Origin of the sequence: Paractinoplanes lichenicola, from assembly GCF_016785085.1 — a bacterium.
In the GTDB taxonomy this organism is placed as follows: domain Bacteria; phylum Actinomycetota; class Actinomycetes; order Mycobacteriales; family Micromonosporaceae; genus Actinoplanes; species Actinoplanes lichenicola.
The window spans coordinates 374982-395563 of the sequence record NZ_JAENHO010000010.1 but is presented as its reverse complement, the minus strand read 5'-3'; the positions used below and the strand labels follow the sequence as shown (position 1 = coordinate 395563).

The window sequence follows — 20582 nt, the reverse complement described above, 5'->3', positions numbered from 1 at the left end:
TTCCTTCACAACGGCCGCTAAGCCTCGTCGAGGGGGTCGGCGCGGCGGCCCGCCACGGGCAGCCCGGGGTCGTGCACGGTGTTCCGGGCCCAGTGCGGCGCTTGTTCTGTTTGTGGCGCTTCTTCTCTTTGCGGCGCTTCTTCTCTTTGCGGCGCCGGGGGCCAGTTTCGCGGTGCACCGGTCATGGCGACCGGCGCCTCCGGTTCCGGCTCCGGTTCTTTTCGCGGGGCCGCCGTCGACGGCCACAACCGGGGCCGCCGCTTGGCGCCCAGATCCTCGGCCCAGCCGAATACGACCATCGCCGCCAAGGTCAGCACGAACGCCGCGACCAGGTCGGTCGCCGCGCCCAGCCGGTCGCCCAGGTCGTCCAGCGCGAGCACGGTCAGCACCGGCCACACGGCCGCGATGGCGATGTTGTGCCACAGATAGATCGTCACCGCGCGCGCGTTGACCAGCGTGACCGCCTTGTCGAGCGGCTTGACCCGGGCCAGCCAGCCCATCGGCGGCTGCCAGCGCAACACGATCAGCACGAAGGCGAGCGACCACAGCGCCTGCGACTCCGAGATGTCGTTGAGGTCGAAGCTGCCCTCGTCGCGCGCCCACCACAGCGCGGCCGCGGCCAGCACCAGCGCGACCGGATAGGCCAGCCACGGCTTGAGCCGGGCCAGGCGGCCGTCGTGGTGCGCGAACCCGGCGACCCAGCAGGCGCCGTACGTGACGAAGTCCCACAGCGCGGCGTCGGCCGTCTCGGGCAGCTCGAACCCGGTCAGGTCGAGCCCGGCCAGGATCAGCAGCGGCAGGGCGACGGCGGCCCACCCGACCTTGCGCCACAGCGCGAACAGCACGGGGGAGAGCAGGACGAACCAGACGTACGCCCGGATGTACCAGAGCGGCTCCCACGCGTCGATCGCCTGGTCGCTGCCGGGCGGGTCGCCGATCGGCAGCAGCCAGAACAGCAGGCTCGGCACGCTGAACGGGTGCTCGCCGTCGCTCTCCCGCATCCAGCCGGCGACCAGCATGACCGGCACGACGACCAGGCCGAGCAGCCACAGCGGCGGCAGCAGGCGGCGCAGCCGGGAGGTGACAACCTTGCTCGCCTCCCGCTTCTCGAGCGAGGCCGCGGTCAACGAGCCGGCCAGGGCGAACATGACACCCATGGCGGGCAGCACGATCGAGAGCCAGGGCCATCCGAAGAGGTGGTAGACGATCACCCGGACGATCGCGGCGGCACGGAGCAGATCCAGGTAGCGATTGCGCACCGCGACGAGGTTGCCAGTCCGGCCCGCGCTTTCGGGACCACCGGGCGGACAGCGAAGACAACACACCGGACTTACCCCGTACGAATGAACTGTCCGGTTTGTCTGTGCGGGTGTGCGACGTCTGTGCTGCCGAGTTGCCTGGTCGCACGGTGTTTGGCAGCGACGGCGGCCGTTGTGGCGCGGTTACGGGCGTCCAGCGGGAAGTGACCTTGGCCGGACTGTGACGTTGACCCCCGACGTAGGCGGACCGGAACGGCCGGGCGCCACGAACAGCGATGGGATTTACGGGGTTATGCGGAAACCACTCGTGGTGGTCTGTGCGGCGGCTTCGGCGCTCTTGCTCGCGGGCGGCGTCGTGGCGACGTCGGCCGGCGCCGACGAGCGGCCGGACTCTGGCTGGGGCACGTTCTGGTGGCCGAGCCTGTTCGGATCGGACGCGTCGGATCAGGACACGGCGGGCGACTCCTGGGAGGATCCGTTCACGGACCGGGGGGTGCACGAGCGGCCCACCCTCGACGACGGCGGCGCGGACTCGTGGCACGGCCGTTCCCGCTCGGATCAGGACGAGGCCCCCGTACGCCCCCACGCCGCAGCCGCGGCACCTGACGCCGCTGCTCCTGCCCGTCCCGCTGCTCCTGCCCGTCCCGCTGCTCCAGCCGACGCTGCCCCTCACGCGGCCCGGCCTGATTCCGGTGCCCAGCGTGACTCCGCTGACCGGCGTGGTTCCGCGGACCGGTTGCGTCCCGCCCAGCCCGGTTTCGCGGCCCAGCAGCGCCCCCGCGTGACGGCCCACCGCCAGGCCCCGGCCGCCGACGTGATAGCCGGCGCCCGCCGCGCGGTGACCTCCCGCGACGTCTCGGCCAGCCCCGCGGCCCCCGTGCAGCAGCGCGTCCTCTCCCTGATCAACCACAACCGCCGCCGCAGCGGCTGCGGTTCACTCACGCTGGACCGCCGCCTGATCGAAGCGGCCAACGACCACGCCGCCGACATGGCCCGCCGCCGCTACTTCGCCCACGAATCCCCCAACGGCGACAGCGCCGGCGACCGGGTGACAGACACCGGCTACCGCTGGAAGCGCTACGGCGAAAACATCGCCCGCGGCGCCGACAGCGCCTGGGAGGTGGTCAACGGCTGGATGAACAGCCGAGTCCACCGCGAGAACATCCTCGACTGCCGCCTCCACCAGATGGGCATCGGCCTGGCAATCTCCCGCGATCGCACCCCGTACTGGGTCCAGGACTTCGCCACCCCCGACCGCTGACCATCCCGCCCGAATGCCCGTCGCGCTCGCGGCGGGCATTCGCTTCACTTTCTTCTGCACTTCGAGAATCGAGTGCCACCGCGACCAACCGCTCCCACCGACGAACGGCCGGGGCCGAGCCGCAAGACCGGACCCTAAGATTCGCCGGTGGACCTGACTCGAGGGGTGGCAGCGTGAGTGTCTCGTTCATCCGGTTGATCCCCACCGACCCGGAATGGCAGCCCACGGCCGACGCCGCCGCGGGTGCGGTTCGGTATGTTGCCGGGCTGTTCGCTGGGCCGGGTGATCGGGTCGAGGCGGTCGAGCCGGTGTTCTATGACCGGGTCGCCCTGATCGACGGCGGCGAGTACATGGCGGAGGTCTTCTGTCGCCGATGTGGCGCCGCGCTCGGGCTGGATTGGTTCTGGGAGCTGCTGCTCGCGCGGCACCCCGGGCTGGCCGACGGAGACCCGAGGATCGGAAACCTCGAGGTCACGGTTCCCTGCTGCGGTGCCGCGCTCAGCCTGCCCGAGTTGCGTTACGAGGATCCGATCGGGTTCGCCCGATTCGAGGTGAGCGCCCGCGACTGGACTCGCGCGGAGTGGGAGCTCAGCGATGAGGAGCTTGCCGAGGTGGGGCGGCTCCTGGGTCATCCGGTCACCCAGGTGCAGACCCGCTATTGAGGGGCGGGCGCAGGGCGTCAGGCGACGTGGCGGGCTGGGCGCAGGAGGGTGAGGGCGCGGAGGGCTTCGGCTCGGGAGATGGGCTGGTCGTCGTCGGCCTGGACGGCCAGGGCCATTTCTATCGCCTGGCGGATCCAGGCTGTTTTGGGGACTCCGCCGGCCTGGGCGGCGGAGGCCACGGCCTGGTCGAGCTCGATCGGCAGGCGCAGGGAGCGCACCACCATGACCGAGGAGCCGGCTGCGGGCAGTGAGTCGAGCAGGGCCTGCTCGTCCTGCGGCGCCGGGGGCGGGGCGAAGGTGAGCCCCTCCATGAAGGCGGCGAGCTGGTCGGGCGTCTGCGGTGTCGCGTCGTCGTGGCTCATCGGGTCTCCTCCCACCTGCTGAACTCGGCCAGCTCCGCATCCGTCAGGTCGCGCGCACCAATAATCTTCCACGTGTGACCGGCGGTGTGGTAGACCGCCACGATCAGTGGCCGGCCCGCCGCCGTGCGGCTCCAGACGGTGAGAACGGGCACTCCGGTGTCGCTGAGCGCTTGCCGCGGCCATCGCCGGCGAGCTTCCAGCGCCTGCCGCACTTCGCGGGGCTCGATGCCGAGCAGGGCGGCCAGCGCCCACTCTTCCCATTCGTACGGCACCCTGCCAGCGTACTACGCACGTAATACGCCCCGGAAACCCTCAACCGGCCGTGCCGAGCGTCGATGTGGCCTACCGGTTTCGCGCCACGCTCCATCCGCAGGAGTTGTGCGTCGCTTCGCTGTGCTTCTATGTGCGGACAAGTTTCCTGGGGAGGAACACAGTGAGAGTGAGACGGGTTGGCGCCCGCCTCACCGGGGTCGTCCTGGCGACCCTGGTCGGCGGCGGTCTGGGTGCCGTGGCGCTGTCGCCGGCGGTGGCAGGCGCAACGGTCAAGACGACGACGGTGAGCAAGGCCGCGGCCGCGGGGTGCGCGACCGGCAAATATCAGAAGCAGGTCGAGTGGTGGCTCCACAAGCTCGGCGGCTTCGGCAAGACGACGGTCGACGGTAAGCAGTCTCCTGCCGACTGTGCGGCCATCAAGAAGTTCCAGCAGCGCTACGGCATCCAGCCCGCGCAGGGTCTGGCCGGCCCGACCACGTACGACGTGGCCGCCCGGCTCGGCCGCACCAAGGTCGAGGCCTGCAAGGCGAAGAAGTCGGGCACCACGTTCTGCGTGAACCTGACCGAGCAGACCGCCTGGATCATGAAGAACGGCAAGCGGCTCACGAACCCGACTGTCGTCCGCACGGGCATGAAGGGCTACCGCACGCCGGCCGGCACCTTCAGCATCAACAAGCGGACGAAGAAGGAGTGGTCCGACCCGTACGAGGTGTGGCTGCCCTACTGGCAGCGTTTCAAGGGCGGGATGGGCTTCCACCAGACCACGACCTACATCCACGACAAGTGGCGCGGTTCGCACGGCTGCGTGAACCTGCTCAAGCAGGACGCCCAGACGTACTACAGCGTCGGCAAGATCGGCATGACGGTCAAGGTCATCGGGCGTCGTCCGGGCACGTAGAGGTTCTCTCGAAAAGGCGGGTCGCTGAGCAGCGGCCCGCCTTTCGCGTGTGTGGTGCGGTGCGGACGGTTCATCCGGCAGGTCGGCATAGAGTGGCGTGCGTGTCTGCCAAACCCCCGCGCACCCTGGTCCTCGCCGCGGCCGGCCTGTTTCTGGTCTCGTCGACGGCCGCCTCCTGCAACGACGAGCAGACCGACGTACGCCTCGGTGAGGCCGCCCGCGGCACCGTGTCCGAGATCGTCGAGGCGCCCGGCTCGGTGACGGCTCGGGCCGCGGCCACGGTCAGCGCGCCCGCCGCGGGCACCCTCGACGACCTGCGCGTCGAATCGGGGCAGCGGGTCGGCAAGGGCCAGGTGCTCGCCGTGATCGACGCCCCCGACCTGGAGGCGCGGCGCCGCTCCGCCGAACGAGCGCTCGACCAGGCCTCCCGCGGCGGGAGCAGCTCCATCGGCGGCACGTCCGGCTTCACCGCCGTCCGGAGGAAGACCGACAAGCAGGCCGCGGACGCCTTCAAGGAGGCCCGCGACGCCGCCGCCAAGATCACCGACCCGGCCCTGCGCGAGGTGTTGCTCAAGCAGGTCGACGCGGCACGGCAGCAGTACGACGCCGCGTCCGCCGCCGCCGGGGCCGCCCTGCGCTCGGTGCAGCAGGGGGTGGCGTCGCTGGGTGAAGCGGTCAGCTCGCTCTCGGCCGCGCAGCGGTTGCAGGCCCAGCAGGCGTACGAGCTGGCCGACGCGGCCGTCGAGGCGCTCACCCTGCGTGCGCCGGTGGCCGGGGTGGTGCAGCTGGGCGGCACGTCGAGCGCGAGCACGCCGGCGCTGAGCGACCTGCTGGCCCAGGGCCCGTTGGCGGCCTCGGGCCCCGGTTCGGCACTGCCCGGCGTCGACGAGTCGGTGCCGCGCGGTGGCTATGTGGCGGCCGGCACCCCGATCCTGACCGTGGTCGACGTCAGCAAGCTCGGGCTGACCGCCGAGGTCGACGAGACCGACGTCCTACTGGTCAAGGCCGGGGTCAAGGCGACCGTCGAGCTCGACGCGGCCACGGGCGCGAGCTACCAGGCCACCGTACGGGCCATTGATCTGCTCCCGACGACGTCGAGCCGCGGCGGGGTGTCGTACAAGGTGCGCCTCGATCTGGCCGCCGGGAAGGACGCGGACGGCGAGGCGGCTCCCACGCCGCGGCCGGGGATGAGTGCCGTCGTGCGGCTGCAGGTGCGCGAGGCCGACAACGCGGTCACCGTGCCCGCGTCGGCGATCATCAACGTCGACGGCAAGGACACGGTCTGGACCGTACGCGGTGACAGCTACGAGCGCGTGCCGGTGACGCTCGGGGTGCAGGGCGAGGACGTCGTGCAGGTGACGGACGGGCTCGACGCGGGGCAGCGGATCGCGGTCGCGGGCGCCGACGAGATCCGTCCCGGCGACAAGACCTCATGACCGCGCCCGCCATCGTCGCCACCGACATCAGCCGCACCTACGACCTCGACGGCGTCTCCGTGCCCGCGCTGCGCGGCGTGTCGCTGACCATCGAGCCGTCCGACTACGTGGCGATCGTGGGCACCTCCGGCTCGGGCAAGTCGACCCTGATGCACCTGCTCGGCGGGCTCGACCGGCCCTCCGGCGGCACGCTGCTGATCGGCGGCCGCGACGTGTCGACGCTCAACCCGGCCGAGATGGCCAAGCTGCGCAACGAGACGATCGGGTTCGTCTTCCAGTCGTTCCACCTGCTGGCCCGTACGACGGCCCGCGACAACGTGGCCCTCCCGCTGGTCTATCGCGGGGCCGGGCGCCGCGAGCGCCGCGACCGCGCCACGGCGATGCTCGAACGGGTCGGCCTGGCCCATCGCCTCGACCACCGGCCCAACCAGATGTCCGGCGGCGAGCAGCAGCGCGTCGCGATCGCCCGCGCCCTGGTCACCGACCCGTCGGTGCTGCTGGCCGACGAGCCCACCGGCAACCTGGACTCCACGACCGGCCAGTCGGTGCTCGCCCTGCTCGAATCGCTCAACAGCGACGGCGTCGCCGTCGTGCTGGTCACCCACGACCGGGATGTCGCGGCCCGCGCGCAGCGCCAGATCGTGATGCGCGACGGCGTGATCGTGCCATGAGGCTGGCCGAGGCCTGGCGCGTCGCCCTGGACGCCCTGCGCGCCAACCGCCTGCGCAGCGTGCTGACCATGCTCGGCGTCGTCATCGGGGTCGCCGCCGTGGTCGCGCTGGTCGGCATCGGCACGGGCACCAAGCAGCAGATCGAGCAGCAGGTCGAGGGGCTCGGCTCCAACCTGTTGCTGGTCGTGCCGGGCCGGCTCGAGGCGGGGTCGGCGCCGGCCGCGTCGACGATGAACATGGACGACGCCGACGCGGTCGCCCGCGTGGTGGGCGACCGTGACCGGGTGGCCGTCACGATCGCGTCGGGCGAGACGGTGCGCGCGGGCTCCCGGTCGGCGTTCGCGAGCATGCAGGGGGTGCTCGAGACGACGCCGACGGTCTTCGTGCGCGCCCTCGACCGCGGCACCTATTTGACCCGTACGGACGTGACCACCGGCCGCCGCGTCGCCGTGCTGGGCGCGGGCACGGCCGCCACGCTGTTCGGCGACCGCGACCCGATCGGCCGGCAGATCACGATCGGCGGCGTCCGGTTCCGGGTCATCGGCACGTTCGAGCGGCTCGGGCAGAGCCTCGGCGTCGACCGCGACAGCGAGGTGCACGTGCCGGTCACGGCCGCGCAACGCCTGCTCGGCACAGACCGCATCGACGGCCTGGCCATCCGCGCGCCCGACCGCGAGCGGATCGGCGAACTGTCCACGGCTGTCGTCCAGACCCTGAGCGACCGGCACCCGGACACCGACTTCAGCGCGGTCACCCAGGAGCAGATCCTGGGCGTGCTGGGCGACATTTTGGGCGTGCTGACCGGGGTGCTGGCCGCGATCGCCGGGATCAGCCTGCTCGTGGGCGGGGTCGGCGTCTCCAACATCATGCTCGTCTCGGTGCGCGAACGAACCAAGGAGATCGGTCTGCGCAAGGCGGTCGGGGCGCGTCCGCGCGACATCGGCGTGCAGTTCCTGCTCGAAGCCGTGCTGCTGACCACGATCGGCGGGGTGCTCGGCATGGCCCTCGGCGTCACCGCGGCCCTGCTGGTCGACCGCTTCTCGCCGGTCCCGGCCGCGATCACCTGGTGGTCGCTGGTGCTGGCGTTCGGCGTGTCGGCCTTCGTCGGCATCGTCTTCGGTGTCGTGCCCGCCCAGCGCGCGGGCCGGCTCGACCCCGTCGTCGCGTTGCGCACCGAGTGAGGACGCCGCCCGCGCCCCTGCTGGTGCTCACCGCCATCGCGTCCGTGCAGGTCGGCAGCTCGATCGCGCGCGGCCTGTTCGACGACCTGGGCGCGAGCGGTGTCACGTTCCTGCGCCTTTTCTTCGCCGCGCTGATCCTGGCCGTCATAACCCGCCCCGCCGTACGTCATTGGTCCGCCGCCGCCTGGCGCTCGGCGGCCCTGCTCGGGGTCGCCATGGCGGGCATGAACCTGATCTTCTATCTGTCCCTGCGGACGGTGCCGCTGGGCATGGCCGTCACCGTCGAGTTCCTCGGCCCGCTGCTGCTGGCCCTCGTGCAGACCCGCCGCCTGACCGACCTGCTGTGGGCCGGGCTGGCCGCGGCCGGGGTGCTGCTGCTGGGCTTCGACAGCGGCGGCTCGGCCCCGCTGAGCGGGCTGCTGCTGGCCTTCATCGCCGGGCTGTTCTGGGCCTCGTACATCGTGCTCAGCGCCCGGCTCGGCGCGCTCGCGCCCGGCACCGGCGGCCTGGCCGTGTCGCTGTCGGTGGCCGCGGTGCTGGTGCTGCCGTTCGGCACGGCCGGCGTCACCGGCGTGGTCGCCCACCCGGCGCTGCTCGTCGGCGTCGTCGCGGTGGCCGTGCTGTCGTCGGTGCTCTCGTACGGGCTCGAGATGCACGCCCTGCGCCGCATCCCCACCCGCGTCTTCGGCATCCTGATGAGCCTCGAACCAGCCGCGGCCGCCGTGGCCGGGCTGCTCATCCTGCACCAGCGGCTGGGCCCGGCCGAGATCGTCGCGCTGGTGCTGGTCACGCTGGCCAGCGCCGGGGTCACGCTGGGCCGGCGGGAGCCGGTCGTCTCTTCTGCGTAACCACCGGCAACATCCCGTGCGGGCGCTACGGCCGTACGCACCGACCAGGTCGCCGGCACGCCCGGTTCCGCCCCGTTGCGTCCGGTGAGGTGACGACGCGTACGGGTACTCAGGTTTTTCTTGGAAGCGTCGAACGGGTAGAAGTGCGCTATCGGCTCCGCGACGAGCAGGGGGCAACCCGCAGCGTCGCGTACCTGATGCTGGCCGCGGCGCCGGTCGTGTTCCTCACCGGCATCGTGCTGCCCGACACGCACCCGGTCGCCTGGGTCGTGGCGATCTCGCTGACCGTCGCCTTCATGGCCGTCGGCGGGCTGTTCGCATGGCGGCGCCCGCAAGCCGTCCCGCGCCTGTTCTGGCTGCTCGTGCCGTTCGTCGCCGTGATCACCATCGCCGGGCTCAACCGGGCCTCGCTCGACGCCGGCGCGGGCTCCCAGCTGTTCTACCTGTGGCCGGTGCTCTACACGGCCAACTTCCTCAGTCACCGGGTGACCGCGGCGATCCTGACGCTGGTCTCGGCCGGGCACGCGGCGGTCGCGTTCGAGGTGCGCGGGCTCGCGGCGGGGCTCTCCGACTGGGTGTCGGTGACCGTCGCGCTCAGCCTGACCGCGATCGTCGTGGCCTCGCTGCGCAACCGCAACGACCGCCTGCGTGAGGTGCTCGAATCGCAGGCGCTGGCCGACCCGCTGACCGGCGTGGCCAACCGGCGCTCCTTCGACGTCGAACTGGACCGCGCGGTCGCATCCGGGGCGGCGCTGGCCCTGATGACGATCGACATCGACCACTTCAAGAACGTCAACGACACGTGGGGTCACGGGGTGGGGGACCGCGCTATTCAGACGGTGGCTTCCTGCCTCCGTACGGTGGCCCGGCGCGACTCGGACGTGGTGGCCCGCCTCGGCGGGGACGAATTCGCCCTGCTCCAGCGGACCGACCGGCTGAGCGCCCGGCGGACCGCCGACGAGGTGCGCGCGGCCGTCGAAGCCGTCGACGACCTGCCGTGCGGCACCCTCGGGCTCAGCATCGGCATCGCGCTGGCGCCCGACCACGCCGGGACGGCCGACGAGCTGCGGGCCGCGTCGGACGCCGCACTCTACGAGGCCAAACAGGGCGGCCGGGGACGTACGGCGATGGCACACCCGCCGACACCCCGGCACGCGGTCAGCGCGGCTGGATGATCGGCTGCTCGGCGGTGCTCTCGTCGATTCCCAGGATCTCCTCGCGCGTCCGCGGGTAGGGGCCCCAGCCGTCGCGCAGCACGTGGATGTAGACGGCCTCCAGGCACACCCCGACCCGGGCGGCCAGATCGGCGTCCTCCGTGTTGCCCAGCCGGACGGCCCGGGCGAAGTGATCGAGGGCCTCCATGTGCCGGCCCTGGTCGAAGCAGCACCGCCCGGCGTTCTCGTGCACCACGCTGCGCAGCGTCTCGGGCACGCCGGAACCGGTCGCCTTCGCGAACAGGCGGTCGGCCTCCATGAAGTCGCCCCGCAGCCGCAAGATGTGCGCCAGCTCGGCCTGCGCGATCACCTCGGACTGCAAGTCGCGGGCCGCCTCGGCGTGGGCCAGGGCCAGCCGGCTGGCCGCGGCGGCCATTCCCAGCTCGCCGAGCAGGCGGTAGACCTCGGCGCGGACGCTCAGCAGGCCCGCCTTGGCTACGTTGTCGACCTCGTCGGCTAGCGGGCCGTCGAGGCGTTCACCCAGCTCGCGGAGGGCGTCACGGTCGTCGACGACCTCGCGCAGGGTGCCGCCGTCGAGCCGCCAGCGGATGGCCTCCAGGTCGGCTGCGGAGAGGGCGGGGCGCTCCGGGGGTTGGTGCTCCTTCTGCGCTTGCGGCTTGTACGCGGCCATGTGCTCGTCGATCGTGGCCCGTACGGCGGTGGGGTCGACCTGCTCCGCCACCTTCATGCCCTGGAACAGGTCCGTGACGTCAAGATCGATGACTACGCCGTCGCTGGGCGGGTCGTCGGTCTTTCCCTCGCCTTGGCCGGTTCGACCCTCGCCTGTCGCGTCCTGGCCTGTCGCGTCCTGGCCTGTCGCGTCCTGGCCTGTCGCGTCCTGGCCTGTCGCGTCCTGGCCTGTCGCGTCCTGGCCTGTCGCGTCTCCGCCTGTCGTGTCTTGGCTTGTCTCGCGCTGTTCTGGTTCGGTCTGACGTGGCTCGCCCTGGCCTGGTTCGCCCTGGTTTGATCCGCCGGCCCTGGAGCCGAACCACATGCCGCCGAACTCGGTGTCCGCCGGCCGGTTCGGAGCGTCCGCGCCGGATACGGCGAGCCGCCCGATCGGCCGGACGTTGTGCAACGTGCCATCCGGATCCATGTACGGCGCGGCGTGGGCCCCGAGCTTGTTGGGGTCGCCGTCGGTCCGCTCGGACATGTCGTCATCAGGGCCCGCGTGCCGGGACCTCGCGGCCTGCGGCTCGTCCGCCGGGGGCCGCTGAGCCGGAACGCCGGCCGCGGCCGGGGCCTGGGCCTGCTGCGGCGCGGCCAACGGCTGCGTGGGCTGGGCCGTCATCCCGTCGGCCGGACTGACCTGCCTGGGGACAGCGTGGCTCTGGGGCTGAGCCGGGTTTTGCGGTTGAGCGTGACCCTGCTGAGCCGGACTCTGCGGCTGCACTTGCGGCCGGTAGGCGGCCGGCGAACTGACCGGCGCCGTAGCCAGCGACGTAGGCCGCCCACCCTCCCGAGGCGGCGCCCACGGCGACTGCTCCTCGGCCGGACTGTGCGGCGCGGCTGGACTCTGCGGCGCCCACGCCGGCTGCTCCCCGGCCGGACTCTCCGGCGCGGCTGGACTCTGCGGCGCCCACGCCGGCTGCTCCCCGGCCTGACCCTGCGGCACGGCCGGACTCTGCGGCGCGAAAACCGCCTTGTCGCGCCGCTGCTCGGGGCCGTGCTGCTGCGGAATGGCGTCGCGCTGCTGGGGGCCGTGCTGCCCTGCAATGGCGTCGCGTTGCTCGGGACCACGCTGCTGCGAACTGGGCTCGCGCTGCTGCTCGGCCGCGTGCTGGTCGCGGTACACGTCGCGCTGTTGGGCGCCGGCTTGGCTCGGGATCGCGTCGCGCTGCTGCTCGGGTGTGGGCTGGCTGGGGATCGCGTCGCGGCGAGGCTGTCCCTGCGAACCCGAACCCTGCTGGCCCGGGGCCGGTTGACCACCCGGCCGCTGACCCGGCGTGAACTGGCTCAGCCCCCGCCGCTCACCCTGCCGCCCGGCCTCGTGCTGCCCCGGCTCGTGCTGCCCGGGCGCGTGGTGCGCGACAGTGTGCTGGTCAGGCGTGTGCGATTCCGGAGCCTGCTGGCCCGCAATCGGCTGCCCGTGAGCAGGCTGGCCGTCGTAACCGCCCGCAGGCTGACCCCCGGCCCGTTCCCAACCGTCCTGGATGGACGCCTGCTGATCGGGCGTGCGTGTTCCTTGGTGCTGCGAACCCGGGGTGTGCCGCTCCAAGAGCTGCTCGACGGCCGCGCGCTCCTGCGGGCCACGCCGTCCACCGTCGTGCCCCTCGGGCCGCTGATCGTCCGGGAACTGCTGGTTGGGCGCGCCCAGTCGAGAGCCGTGCTCGCGCTGGTCCGCCGACGGCTCGCCATACGCGCGCTGGTCCCAGGCCTGCCGCTCGGGCAGGCGCGGTCCGGACTCCTGCTGCGTGGGCGTCTGTGGCTCCGGCCCCCGCTGCGTGGGCGTGCGCGGCTCCGACCCCTGTTGCGCGGTCGTGTGCGGCTCCGACCCCTGTTGCGCGGTCGTGTGCGGCTGCGGCCCCTGTTGCGTGGGCGTGCGTGGCTCCGGCCTCGGCAAGCCGGGCGTGCGCGATTCCGGACTCTGCGAGCCGGGCGTCTGCCGTTCCGGACTCTGCGGGGTGGGCGTCTGCCGTTCCGCGAACTGCTCACCCGCCGGCTCGTTCGAGAACCGGGAGCCGTCGGGCCGGCCCGGGAACTGCTGGTCGGGCGTGCGTCGCTGCGGGCCCTGTTCCCAGGCCTGCTGCTCGGACGCCTGCGAACCGGGCGCGCGCTCCACCAGGAACTGCTCGCCGGTCGCCTGCTCGCTCGCGAACCGTGGATCGTGTTCTTGCTGGCCCGGGTGCTCCTGTTCCGGCGTGCGCCGCTCCGGGTGCTGCGGGCCGGGGCCGTGCTGGCCCGGTGTCTGCCCGTCGGCAGGGCGCTGGTCCCAGAGTTCCGCTCCGCGCGGTTCCGGCGCGTGCCGATCGTGCTGCTGCCGATCGGATGCGTCCTGCTCGAAGAACTGCCGCGCCCGCTCGTCCTGGGTCTGCCGCCCCGGCGCCTGCTCGGCCGGGAACTGTTGGCCAGGAGTGAACTGCCCCGGCGCCTGCCGTTCATCGGCGTACGAGCCGGGGGACGGGGGCCGGCTCGGGGTCTGCTGCCGCGACTCGGGCTGGGCCGGCTCGTGCTTGTCGGAACCGTGGCCGAACAGCTTGTCGACCGCTCGCCGGAAGAAGTCGCCGCCGGGCTTGTGCGGGGCGGTGTGCTCCTCGGGGGCGGGCTGGCTGGGCGCGGAGCGGTCGGGGCCGGGTTGCACCGGCACGGACGGAGCGGCCGCCTGCTGCTGGTCGGGCCACTGTTGCCGCTGGTCGGGGCCAGGCGCCGGGCGGGCCGCACGCGGATCCGGCCCGGCCGGGGGCTGTTCCGGACGGGGCTGTGGCATGCCAGCCCGAGCCTGCGCCGGGTCGTCCGGCCAGCCCTGGAATTCGGCGGACCGGCCCTGACCTGGTGCCGGCGACGAACGAGGTTCGGGCACGACCGGGCTGTGCTGCACCGGCGGCTGCGGTACGTCGCGCGGTGCCGCCGGGGTGACCGGGGCCGAGGCCGGCGAGACCGGTGCGACCCGCGGGGTTGGGAACTGCTGTGCGGCAGGCTGCTGCGGAGCCCCACGGTCGGGCCCGGGCGGCACCTGGGTGTGGGCGGCGGGAACGTGTCCCGGCGGCAGGGGAGCGCCCTGCCGCGGCGGCGCCGGAACACCCGGAACCGGACCGGCCGCGGGCGGAACCGAGGCGGGTGGCCGCGGGGCGACACCCGGCGGTGGGCCGACGGGCTGAACAGGGGCGGCACCGTGAGCGGCGGGCGGCACGGCGCCCGGATACGGAGGCGCGGCCGGCGACACCGGGCGGCCGAAACCGCTGCTCGGCAGTGCGGCGGGCGGCGCCTCGTCCGCGATCATCGCCCACGGGTCGTCGCCCTCGGAGAGGAACACGTGGGCCGTCCGCGGGCTGCGCCGCGAGCGCGGCATCTCGAGCCGCGGATCGGTCTCGACCAGCGACGGATCACCGGCCCCCTGCGACCGCTGCCCGGGCACCTGCGGCGGAACCGCCCCACGCCCCGGCGGCACAACCCCACGCCCGTCAGCCGGAACCGGACCACGCCCGTCAGCCGGCTCGGGACGACGCCCGTCAGCCGGCTCGGGACGACGCCCGTCAGCCGGGCCGGGACGACGCCCGTCAGCCGGAACGGGACCACGCCCGTCGCCTGGCTCGGAACGGCGCCCATCGGCCGGAACAGGACCACGTCCATCGGCCGGAACGGGACCACGCCCATCGGCCGGAACGCCACCGCGACTGTCAACCGGCACTTGACCGCGACCGTCGGACGCGACAGGACCGCGGCTGTCAGCCTGGCCGGGCCCACGACCCTGAGCAGGCTGGACGGGCGCAGGCGGCACCGGCCCACGGCCCGGCTCGGCCACGGGCCCGCGAGCGGCGGCCTGACCGGGAACTCCCTGCTGGGGGCGCTGCGGCGGAACAGGCGGCACGGCAGCGGCAGCGCGAGCGGCCGGAGCCTGAGGCGGCGGCGTCTGCGCGGCGGCCGGAGCCGGAGCGGCCGGGGCCTGCGGCGGAACGGCCGGCGGCTGGCTGACCGGAGTGGCGGGCGCCGGGGGAGGGCTGACCACCCGGGCGGCCGGGGTCGGCGCATGCGTGCCGACGACCCTAGGCGGCGCCGGGGGTTCCGCCTTCTTGACCACGCGCGGCGCGGGCGGCGGCTCCTCCTTGCCGATGACGCGGGGTGCGGCGGGTGGAGTGGCCTTGCTGACCACGCGCGGGCCGTCCTCCACGGGAGGCGCGGCGGGCGGGGCCTCGAGCGAAGCGGCCGGCGCCTCCTCGACCCAGCCCTGCTCGTCCTCCTCCGTGGTCCAGCCCTGACCGCCGACCGGCACGTTGACGTTGCGGGCGGCCGGGCGGCGACGGTCGTCGACGATCTCGCCCTCGATGGTGCGCGGCGGGCGCTCCTCGAGGATCTCGCCCTCGATCGTGAGCGGCGCCTCCTCGCGGGGCGGAGCCCAGCCCCGGCGGTCGTCGGCCTCGGCGGGCCACTGGCGGCGCTCGTCGTAGTCGCGCTCGCGGCGCGGCTCGGGCCGCTCCGCGTAGTCGCGGTGACGACGGCGCTCGTCGTACTCGTAGTCGCGGCGCTCGTCGTAGTCACGGCGCGAGTCGGGCCGCCGCCGATCGCGGACGTCGGACGCGTCGACGGGCTGCTCGTCCCAGATCATCGCGGCCCGCTCGCCCCGGCGCACGCCCTCGTCGGGGTGCGGACGGCGGCGGCGCTCGTCGTACTCGTACGCGTCGTCGCGCCGGCGCGGGCCGTCGGGACGACGGTAAAGATCGTCCTGCGGGCGCGCCTCGGGCACCCGGGCCCGCCCGGCGGAGGCGGCGGGACGCTCCTCCTCGGGCCGGCGAGGCCGCTGCGACGGCTGCGAGCGCGGCGACTGCGAGCGCGGCGACTGCGAGCGCGAGGGCTGACCGGGCTGCGAGCGCGACGGCTGGGCCGGCTGAGAGCGTGACGGCTGACCGGGCTGCGAGCGCGACGGCTGGGCCGGCTGGGAGCGCCGCCACCGGCCGGCCGGCCGCTCCTCGTCGTCGCTGCGGCTGACGGTCTTCACGCCAGGGTTCGGACCATGCCCGTACGCCTCGAGGTCGCGGTGGTCGTACGGCTCGTCGATGTCGTCGTGCACGTCGTAGCGGTCGTCGCGCCGCGCGTACGTCGTGTCGGGCGCGTCGAAGTCGGCCCCGAGCTCGGGCCGGTTGAAGTCGACCTCGTCGAAGTCGTCGCCGGCGAGGTTGGGCTGGGACGTGTCGATCGGCACGAAGTCGGGGTCGTCGAGCCAGCTCGGCCGCTGCGAGTCGAACGCGGCCTGCGGCTTGTGCTGCCCGGCGGAGTTGCCGGTGGCCCGGCGCTGACGGCGTGCGGCCAGCTCGTCGACCTGGCCGCCGGACCCGCCGCGACGGGTCGGGATGACCGCGTCGGGGGTGTCACGACGCTCGTACTGACGCTCTTGCACGACCGCCGCGTTGGGGACGATGGAATACTCGGAGTACTCCTCTTCCCAGTATTCGTCGTCCTCGAAGCTCATGCCGCGGCTCCCGAAGCGTGGGTACGACGGCAGGGGAGGTGCCCTTCACCCCAGCGCCGCATGCCTCGCCCCCCGTTCGTCACGCGTGCCCGGTTGATCCCCTCCCACGCGGTGGATGTGGAAGGTTAACCACGGATTTGCGAGCCGCGCCACCACCCCCGGGAGCGCTTCCCGCGGCGTCGCCGCCGGGTCGGGACCGCGCGGCGGCCCCGGCTCGTCACTCCGCCGGGCTTGTTTCCTCGCCGGAGAGTACGCGGGGCTGCGGTGAACGGTTCAAACACTGTCGGCTGATCTACAGATCGTTCGATCCCCGGGACAAGCCGTCACCGTCGATCCGGGCCCGAACTTAAGCAAGTCTTAAACTCGTTCTGACGATACGGACGAGTAATAAGGGCACCCGGCAGTGGCGAAGCACACGCTCCCCAGAAACGGATCAAGGTGCTATCGAATGTCACGGTAGAGAGGTACCGCCGAGTAATACAGACCTTCAACTCCCCGGCCGGCGGCCGCCGCCCCCCGTTTCAGTCGGCTGCCACCGCGCACACTCAACGCGAACGCTCACATCGTCCTGCCCCCCATGCCGGTGTGAGGTCGTGCCTGCGCGGCAAGGCCGGGACGAGACGGCGGCGGGGTAGCCCCCCGCCGCCGTTTCCGGGCGGTAGCTTTTGTGGCGTGAGTAGCTTCGAAGCAGACCCCGAGGTCGGGCTCACCGCGCCGGCCGCCATGGAGTTGCTCGAGGGCGCCCCGGTCGCGCTGGGCGGCCCCCGCGGCTTCGCCGTCACCCGCACACTGCCCAACCGCCAGCGCCGCATGGTCGGCGCGTGGTGCTTCCTGGATGCGTACGGGCCGCATGATCTTGATCTGTCCGACGGCATGCGCGTGGGTCCGCACCCGCACACCGGGCTGCAGACGGTCACGTGGCTGCTCGCCGGCGAGGTGCTGCACCGCGACAGCCTGGGCAGCCTGCAGCTGATCCGGCCGGGCCAGCTCAACATCATGACCGCCGGCCGCGGCATCTCCCACTCGGAGGAGACGCCCGCCGAGCACACGCCCGTCCTGCACGGCGTCCAGCTCTGGGTCGCGCTGCCGCACGCCGCGCGTGACCTGCCCCCGGCCTTCGCGCACCACGCCGACCTGCCCGTGATCACCGAGGGCGGGCTCACCACCACCGTCCTGATCGGCAGCTTCGCCGGCGCCACGTCCCCCGCGCGCAGCCACACACCGCTGGTCGGGGCCGAGCTCGCCCTCACCCAGGGCGCCGAGTCCACGTTGTCATTGAGACCCGATTTCGAGTACGCATTACTGGCGCTGGACGGCGCGGCCACGGTCGACGACGCGACGTTGAAACCCGGCCCACTGCTCTACCTCGGCTCCGGCCGCGAGACGGTCCGCGTCGCCACCGAGTCCCCGTCCCGCCTGCTGCTGCTCGGCGGCGAGCCGTTCGAGGAGCGCATCGTCATGTGGTGGAACTTCGTGGCACGCGACCACGACGAGATCGTCCAGATGCGAGCCGACTGGTCCGACGGCACCCCGCGCTTCGGCGAGGTCCACGGTTACGACGGCCCGCCCCTGCCCGCGCCCCCGATGCCGATCACCCGCCTGGTTCCCCGAGGCCGCATTCGCTAGATAGTGGTGCCGGGTTTTGCGTACGGCGCACGCGCTGTGCGTCGAGCGGCCCAATCGGGTTGACGGTGGTTCCCCGCGAGCGGATGGTCGAGTGGTACGGCCATGTCGTGCCGTTCGCAGGGAGCAACAGTGGACTTCTGGGACGCAGCGAAGCTCGCCCTCATCGTGGCCACGCCGACTCTGCTCGGCGCGCTCGTGATCTATGCGCCGAAGTGGTGCGGCGCCATCGCCGACCGCTGGGAGGCGGCCAGACCGAAACCGCCGGAGCCGTACGGGCCTCCGATCGAACAACTCGCCGCCGACCTGCGCCGCCTGCTGCGGCTGCACAGCGAGCTGACCGTGTCGGCCCACCTGGCCATGCGGGCCCACAGGCTCTGGGCGGTCGAGGCCGCCATCGGCACCCGCGCCGTCGAGGCCGCCCGCGCGCTCGGCGTGCCCCACCCCGAGCCCGGCCCGCACGACACCCTGACTCGCCGCCAGCTGCACGACCTGCTGATGCACCTGGCCGGCGCCGGCCTGGCCCTGCCGGCCAAGGTAGGCCCCTTCACCTCCGACGGCCGCATCTGACTCAGGAAACGAACCGGCTCGATCCCAGGATCTTGGTGACTGTCACCTCGATGGCCACCCGCGCCGGGTTGGGCCGCGGCTGCCGGTAGCGGGCCGCGTACCGCTTCTCGGCCTCGGCCACCGACTCCGGATCGTCCCGCACGACGGCGAGCCCCTCCACGGTCGTCCAGCGGGGGCCGTCAACCTGGCAGATCGCCACCCGGCCCTGCCCGTTACGCACATGCCGTACGTGCGCCGACGTGGCCGACGAGATCACCCGGGCCAACCCGTTCGCCGGATCGAGCGTCGCCCCGACCGCCACCACGTGCGGCGACCCGTCGGCTCGCAACGTCGTGAACGTACAGAGGTGCCTCTCGGTCCAGAACTCCGACAAGTCGGCGTTGGCGATATCGACCCGACCGCTCATCGCCCAACCACCCATGACGCACTCATCAGCCCATCATCCGCGCCGTGATCATCCCCACCTGACCCGGGTCCGACTTGGTAGTGAGTACTCACATCGGCCCTCGTGAGCGGGGCTCACCCATCTCGTCGTGCTGGTCACCACCCGCCGGCCGCGCTCAAGCGCACACAACCGGTTTCGTAAGTGAGTACTCACTTCCTACCGTTGGACCGGAGCGGAACTCGGCCCCGCTCGGTCCTGCTGTAAGTGAGTACTCACATCCGTCGGTCGGACATGGGCTTGGTCTCGTTGTAAGTAAGCACTCACATCCCATCGGCGCAGTCGAACCTCTCCGCTCGTAAGTGAGTACTCACAAACCATGGGCCGACTGCTGTCCTTAGTTTTCGAGTACTCACTTACCAAGGGGGACTGGCCCGTGCGTCCCTGCGGTGGGGTTCGGCGAGCGGGTGCCGGTGGGGATTGGCGCGGCCCCGTGCAGGCGAGGTGGCAGCGGCGCCTGTCAGCGGTTGGGCGGTGGGTGGCGGCGGTGTCCCGCGGGCGCACACAGGCGGGTCGAACGGTCAGGTTGTGACGAGCAGGTGCCAGCTGCCGCCGTAGATGTGGGTCGGGCTGGCGAGGGTCAGTTCGGGACGGTGAGTGGGTGGCTGGACGCTGCCGTAGGCAGGTGCCGCAAAGCGCGGACCACCGGCAAAGTCAGCAACAGCCCCAAAACAGGCACCAGGAACGCCCACCGCAACCCGATCGGCTCGGACAGCGCCCCGATCACCACGGCCCCCAGCAGCGCCCCGGCGTAGTTGAACAGGTTGACCCGGGCCAGCACAGCATCGCTGCGACCAGGGGTGGCCTCGCCCGCCGCGCTGAAGGCCAAGGGAATGAGCAGGCCTACACCGAGCCCCGTGAGGGCGAAGCCGGTGATGGCCGCCGCGATCGTCGGGACTGCCGTGACCAGGGCGCAGCCGAGGGCGCAGACCAGCAGGGCCCCGGTCGCCGCGGCCGTGCGGCCGATGCGGGGGACCAGGTGGTCGCCGGTCAGGCGGGAGAGCAGCACCGTGGCCTGATACGCGGCGTAGCCGAGGGGGACCACGGCGGCGGGTGCGACCAACGAGTCCAGGTAGATCGAGCTCCACGTGCTGACCGCGGAGTCGGCCAGGAATCCGGTGAGGACGAACGCGCCGCAGATCCAGATGATGTGGCGGGTGCCGGCCGAAGGCGAGTCAGCCGGGACGGCCAGGGTGCGCGCGGGCTCCAGGAAACGCCAGGCCGACACCACGTACAGGAAAGCGAAGAGGGCGGCCACCCCGACCGCGACCGACGCCCCGGCCCCGCCGGCCGCGAACGCGGACATCAGCAGGGCCGCGAGGATGGCGGCGGCCGTGTACGCCGCGAACAGGCGGTTCATCACGCTGCGGCCCAGCCGGGTCTGCACTAGTACGCCCTGCATGTTGAGGCTGGCGTCGACCGCGCCCAGCCCCACCCCGTACAGGATCAGCACCGCTGTAAACATAAAAAGCGGAGTGCGTACGGTGGTCAGGCCCAGCCCCACCGCGACCGTGAGCAGACCGCCGGCCAGGGCGTAACGGCTGCCCAGGCGGGCCGCCACCCGGTCGGCCAGCATCGAGCCGCCGGCCGCGGCCACGCAGACCAGCAGCAGGATCACCGAGACGAACGTGTCGTCGACGCCTTGGCGCTCCTTGAGCTGCGGCAACGCGGTCACCAGGGCGGCGTAGCCGAGGCCCTGAGCCGCGTACCCACCGGCGATGAAGAACGCGGTCACTGGGACAGGATGGTGTACCCGGC

15 protein-coding genes and 1 pseudogene are annotated in these 20582 nt (G+C 72.6%); 10 read left to right on the top strand and 6 right to left on the bottom strand.

All coding sequences use genetic code 11. The features are described from left to right. Nucleotides 1–17: 17 nt before the first annotated feature. Nucleotides 18–1259: an acyltransferase family protein gene (locus JKJ07_RS33635; protein WP_202995929.1), complete on the bottom strand. Its 1242-nt coding sequence runs from the start codon at nucleotides 1257–1259 to the stop codon at nucleotides 18–20. 292 nt (nucleotides 1260–1551) lie between these two features. Here JKJ07_RS33635 and JKJ07_RS33630 point away from each other — a divergent pair, with 292 nt between their 5' ends. After that, the gene (locus JKJ07_RS33630) at nucleotides 1552–2520 is read left to right on the top strand and encodes a CAP domain-containing protein (RefSeq protein WP_202995928.1); all 969 of its coding nucleotides are present in this window, start codon (nucleotides 1552–1554) and stop codon (nucleotides 2518–2520) included. A gap of 173 nt (nucleotides 2521–2693) precedes the next feature. Beyond that, complete coding sequence (locus JKJ07_RS33625) at nucleotides 2694–3182, top strand: hypothetical protein (protein WP_202995927.1); 489 nt, start codon at nucleotides 2694–2696, stop codon at nucleotides 3180–3182. A 17-nt stretch (nucleotides 3183–3199) separates the two neighbouring features. Here JKJ07_RS33625 and JKJ07_RS33620 read toward each other — a convergent pair whose 3' ends face one another. Further along, complete coding sequence (locus JKJ07_RS33620) at nucleotides 3200–3544, bottom strand: hypothetical protein (protein ID WP_202995926.1); 345 nt, start codon at nucleotides 3542–3544, stop codon at nucleotides 3200–3202. Next, on the bottom strand, nucleotides 3541–3816 hold the full coding sequence (locus tag JKJ07_RS33615; RefSeq protein WP_202995925.1) for a hypothetical protein: 276 nt from the start codon (nucleotides 3814–3816) through the stop codon (nucleotides 3541–3543). Before JKJ07_RS33615 ends, JKJ07_RS33620 begins: the two co-directional genes overlap by 4 nt. 167 nt (nucleotides 3817–3983) lie before the next feature. Between JKJ07_RS33615 and JKJ07_RS33610 the strand changes: the two genes are divergently transcribed. The 6 genes and pseudogenes from JKJ07_RS33610 (at nucleotide 3984) to JKJ07_RS33585 (ending at nucleotide 10026) form a co-directional block, all read left to right on the top strand. Next, nucleotides 3984–4715: a L,D-transpeptidase family protein gene (locus JKJ07_RS33610; protein WP_438871456.1), complete on the top strand. Its 732-nt coding sequence runs from the start codon at nucleotides 3984–3986 to the stop codon at nucleotides 4713–4715. A 47-nt stretch (nucleotides 4716–4762) separates the two neighbouring features. Next, the gene (locus JKJ07_RS33605) at nucleotides 4763–6151 is read left to right on the top strand and encodes an efflux RND transporter periplasmic adaptor subunit (RefSeq protein ID WP_438871453.1); all 1389 of its coding nucleotides are present in this window, start codon (nucleotides 4763–4765) and stop codon (nucleotides 6149–6151) included. Next, nucleotides 6148–6816: pseudogene (locus tag JKJ07_RS33600) on the top strand (ABC transporter ATP-binding protein); the annotation flags it as partial. The gene JKJ07_RS33605 and the pseudogene JKJ07_RS33600, both read left to right, overlap by 4 nt. A 2-nt stretch (nucleotides 6817–6818) precedes the next feature. Then, nucleotides 6819–8003 (top strand): ABC transporter permease, encoded by a 1185-nt coding sequence (locus tag JKJ07_RS33595; RefSeq protein WP_202995922.1) that lies wholly within the window; start codon nucleotides 6819–6821, stop codon nucleotides 8001–8003. Continuing rightward, nucleotides 8000–8851: an EamA family transporter gene (locus tag JKJ07_RS33590; RefSeq protein WP_307834538.1), complete on the top strand. Its 852-nt coding sequence runs from the start codon at nucleotides 8000–8002 to the stop codon at nucleotides 8849–8851. Before JKJ07_RS33595 ends, JKJ07_RS33590 begins: the two co-directional genes overlap by 4 nt. A gap of 143 nt (nucleotides 8852–8994) precedes the next feature. Beyond that, on the top strand, nucleotides 8995–10026 hold the full coding sequence (locus JKJ07_RS33585) for a GGDEF domain-containing protein (RefSeq protein ID WP_202995921.1): 1032 nt from the start codon (nucleotides 8995–8997) through the stop codon (nucleotides 10024–10026). Here JKJ07_RS33585 and JKJ07_RS33580 read toward each other — a convergent pair. After that, entirely contained in the window at nucleotides 10010–16189 is a 6180-nt protein-coding gene (locus tag JKJ07_RS33580) for a hypothetical protein (RefSeq protein WP_202996007.1), read from the bottom strand. The genes JKJ07_RS33585 and JKJ07_RS33580 overlap by 17 nt on opposite strands. A gap of 672 nt (nucleotides 16190–16861) precedes the next feature. On the opposite strand from JKJ07_RS33580, the gene JKJ07_RS33575 reads away from it, so the two are divergent. Continuing rightward, nucleotides 16862–17815, top strand: a complete 954-nt coding sequence (locus tag JKJ07_RS33575; protein WP_307834537.1) for a pirin family protein — start codon at nucleotides 16862–16864, stop codon at nucleotides 17813–17815. 129 nt (nucleotides 17816–17944) lie between these two features. Continuing rightward, nucleotides 17945–18382 (top strand): hypothetical protein, encoded by a 438-nt coding sequence (locus JKJ07_RS33570; protein WP_202995920.1) that lies wholly within the window; start codon nucleotides 17945–17947, stop codon nucleotides 18380–18382. Nucleotide 18383: 1 nt separating this feature from the next. Here the strand turns inward: JKJ07_RS33570 and JKJ07_RS33565 are convergent, their stop codons facing one another. Then, nucleotides 18384–18788 (bottom strand): pyridoxamine 5'-phosphate oxidase family protein, encoded by a 405-nt coding sequence (locus JKJ07_RS33565; RefSeq protein ID WP_202995919.1) that lies wholly within the window; start codon nucleotides 18786–18788, stop codon nucleotides 18384–18386. A gap of 616 nt (nucleotides 18789–19404) precedes the next feature. Beyond that, nucleotides 19405–20559 carry an MFS transporter gene (locus tag JKJ07_RS33560; protein ID WP_202995918.1) on the bottom strand — a complete coding sequence of 385 codons (1155 nt, stop codon included), beginning with the start codon at nucleotides 20557–20559 and terminating at the stop codon, nucleotides 19405–19407. Between the last annotated feature and the right edge of the window lie 23 nt (nucleotides 20560–20582).

Bases quoted from the DNA above. Each gene is read 5' to 3' on its own strand.
- JKJ07_RS33620 (WP_202995926.1), bottom strand. From the start codon at position 3,544: ATGAGCCACGACGACGCGACACCGCAGACGCCCGACCAGCTCGCCGCC.
- JKJ07_RS33565 (WP_202995919.1), bottom strand. From the start codon at position 18,788: ATGAGCGGTCGGGTCGATATCGCCAACGCCGACTTGTCGGAGTTCTGG.
- JKJ07_RS33580 (WP_202996007.1), bottom strand. From the start codon at position 16,189: ATGAGCTTCGAGGACGACGAATACTGGGAAGAGGAGTACTCCGAGTAT.
- JKJ07_RS33630 (WP_202995928.1), top strand. From the start codon at position 1,552: ATGCGGAAACCACTCGTGGTGGTCTGTGCGGCGGCTTCGGCGCTCTTG.
- JKJ07_RS33595 (WP_202995922.1), top strand. From the start codon at position 6,819: ATGAGGCTGGCCGAGGCCTGGCGCGTCGCCCTGGACGCCCTGCGCGCC.